This window comes from Staphylococcus sp. EG-SA-2 (assembly GCF_017152085.1).
Window position 1 is genome coordinate 1 of the sequence record NZ_JACYHC010000595.1, and the last position, 2,770, is coordinate 2,770.

Annotated in this window: 3 protein-coding genes and 2 pseudogenes; 1 reads left to right on the forward strand and 4 read right to left on the reverse strand. The window is 30.4% G+C overall.

What is annotated here, in order from left to right:
* On the reverse strand, nucleotides 1–60 hold a 60-nt coding region (locus IDG60_RS10530), incomplete at its 3' end, for a type I toxin-antitoxin system Fst family toxin (protein ID WP_206160675.1).
* Between the two features lie 144 nt (nucleotides 61–204).
* On the opposite strand from IDG60_RS10530, the pseudogene IDG60_RS10535 reads away from it, so the two are divergent.
* Nucleotides 205–1,217 (forward strand): annotated as a pseudogene (locus tag IDG60_RS10535) (IS3 family transposase).
* 197 nt (nucleotides 1,218–1,414) lie between these two features.
* On the opposite strand, the gene IDG60_RS10540 reads toward IDG60_RS10535, so the two are convergent.
* From IDG60_RS10540 to IDG60_RS10550, 3 genes and pseudogenes are all read right to left on the reverse strand, one after another.
* Nucleotides 1,415–1,987, reverse strand: a complete 573-nt coding sequence (locus IDG60_RS10540; protein WP_000414216.1) for an SAV1803-related protein — start codon at nucleotides 1,985–1,987, stop codon at nucleotides 1,415–1,417.
* Nucleotides 1,988–2,087: 100 nt separating this feature from the next.
* Nucleotides 2,088–2,429 carry a DUF3969 family protein gene (locus IDG60_RS10545; protein WP_000627540.1) on the reverse strand — a complete coding sequence of 114 codons (342 nt, stop codon included), beginning with the start codon at nucleotides 2,427–2,429 and terminating at the stop codon, nucleotides 2,088–2,090.
* Between the two features lie 40 nt (nucleotides 2,430–2,469).
* A pseudogene (locus IDG60_RS10550) lies at nucleotides 2,470–2,770 on the reverse strand (hypothetical protein); the annotation flags it as partial.

The following is a 2,770-nucleotide window of genomic DNA, read 5'->3' on the forward strand; positions in this document are numbered from 1 at the left end:
AAACGCAATGGCACAGCCACTGATGACTGGTGCTATGATGTGAACGAAAATAAGCATCACCTTATACACCTCCTCTCTGCGTCTAAATTGACGCCTGAGAGATAGGCGACTCTACTATTATATCATCTAATTGGACAAATTCTATGAGAGTAGATTTTGTTAATTTAAGAAAGAAGAACATTTAGTTCAGAGTTTAAGTTATAAATGGTTAGATTATATGAAAATGGTAAGCCAAGAAATGAAATTATACGCGAGTATGATTTAACACCTTTGACGTTAGGAAAATGGATAAAGTAACATCAAAACAAGGGTACATTCAATCACCAAGATAACTTAACAGATGAAGAAAAAGAGCTGATTATGGGGCAAAAATAGAAGTCATTCAAAAGAATGCACATCAATATTCAGTACCAGCAATGTGTAAAGTCCTAAAAATACCAAGAAGTACCTATTATGATTCTATAAAAAGAAAAGATAATAAAATCACTAAAGATGATTCAAACGTAGAACGTGCCGCCATAAATATTTTTAATTCTAATAGAAAAGTCTTTAGTACAAGACGAATTAAAAATCATTTAAATGACAAGGGTCTCACTGTATCTGGACAAAAGATAGGTCGATTATGAAAAAATCTAGTTTCTGTTTATATGAAAGCTAAATACAAAAATCATCAAATAGAAACTAATGAAAAACGAATTAAAAATCATTTGAATCGCGCTTTTAATAGAGAACAACCAATGGAGACATTAGTAAGTGATTTGACATATGTAAAAGTCGGAGGAACATGGCATTACATATGTTTATTTATAGATCTATTTAATAGAGAAATTGTTGGTTACAGTGCAGGTAAAAATAAGGACGCCAATTTAGTATCAAAAGCAATCAGCAGAATAAATCATAATCTTGAACAAATCAAACTATTCCACACTGATAGAGACAAAGAATTTGATAATCATTTGATAGATGAAGTCCTAGAAACATTTAAAATAAAACGTTCATTAAGTACCAAAGGTTGTCCTTATGATAACGCAGTTGCGGAAGCAACGATGAAAGCAATGAAAACAGAATTTGTAAAACAAATGCAATTTGAAAACTTAGAACAGTTAGAAACAGAATTATTTGATTATGTAAATTGGTACAACAATTTTAGACCACATTCTTCATTACAGTATTTGACGCCAGTGGCATTTAAAAATATACACATGAAAACTGTCTAAAAAATGTTGACATACCACTAAGTGAACTATTAAAACCAAAAGAAATTTAATACAATTCAAGACCATGCAAACTCATTTATAAACATTGTCCGTTTATAGATAGGTATGCGTGGTCTATTTTATAAAATATATTTAATTACAGGTTTAAACATCTATAACAAAATCTCAACAGCAAAAAATAAATCTCCATTAATCATTTATCTAGACTCAAGGAAATCATATATTTCTATTCCTTCTAACATATCGTCAATTTTAATGAGTAGTTTCTCTACTAATATTCTAGGCAAATAGGCACGTGCTTTGGTGGCTTGCATCCATGCTGGTTTTGGAGTATATTCGCTAATGTACCAATCAATGACTGTTGGTTTGATCATTTGACATAATCCAGCCACACCAAATTGGCCATTGGATTCTTTTGTAATAATTGCATGTAAAATTAAATGCTCGATTAGATCACAGTACACTAAGTTTTCTTTCTTTTGAACGTTGTATGAGTACTTAAATTCGGAAATGAATCTTAGGTCAGATAAGTTTTGGAATTTGTCTTCGCTTATGTGATGACAATATAATCCTTCGCTAGCTCTAGTGTATTTTCCTTTTGAAATACTTTTGATTTCTCCATTTAAAAATCGCGTGTATGATTTTTCCTTATAATAATCATCGGTTACAGCGCCATATTTATTTAAAAGGTATGCTACAGCTTGCGAGTAAGTAGCGTCTAATAATTGACTATATTCATTATATTTAGCTGTATATTCGTTTTTCTCCACTTCAATATACCTCTTTTCAAACTTTATGATATGAAATGCTTGTAATTTACAAAGAATAAAATCAGTACTCACGTAGTTACATTCGACTTTTATATGTCTATTACTCTTGTATAATACGCCAATTGATTAATATTTTGTCATTGAATTCCACATTTTTGTATTGATTTAATAGTTCTTCAGTTCTTTGTAAACAGACTGTAACTGTATCTTCAATTGATAAATTAAATGCTGCAAAGTCTTCTAACTCTGTCCCTTTGTGAATTAAATCGATAATGTCTGGTTTCACACCTAGGGAAGAGAGTGATTCCATCATATAAGGTGTAAAGAGGGTATGCTCTGCATTGTCGATTGAAATAATACCGAGTTTAAGTTGATTAAAAAGACCATGCATAGTCATTAAGGTGTATTTTTCAAGTTGTTGTATATTCTCAAATGTTATCATAGTTTTTCTCCTAAAAATTACAATTAATCAAAGTATACCCTTATTTAACTTTAGTTTCTGCTGAATTTTTTGCATGGTTATCATGTTTTTCTTCTTTATTAACAGCATTTTTATCGTTTTTATCAACGGCTTTTTGATCTGGTGTATCATTTTGAATGGCTTTGTTATTATCATTGTCATGATGTTGAATGTCTTCTGACTCACCATCTGTTTTATCATGATCACTCATACCTGGGTTGTATTTAGGGCTTCTCTTTTTAAATGCTTCAAATTCTTCTTTATCTTTTTCTGACATATCATCAAAAATATTAATAATCGTACCATTGTGTCGATTAACAATA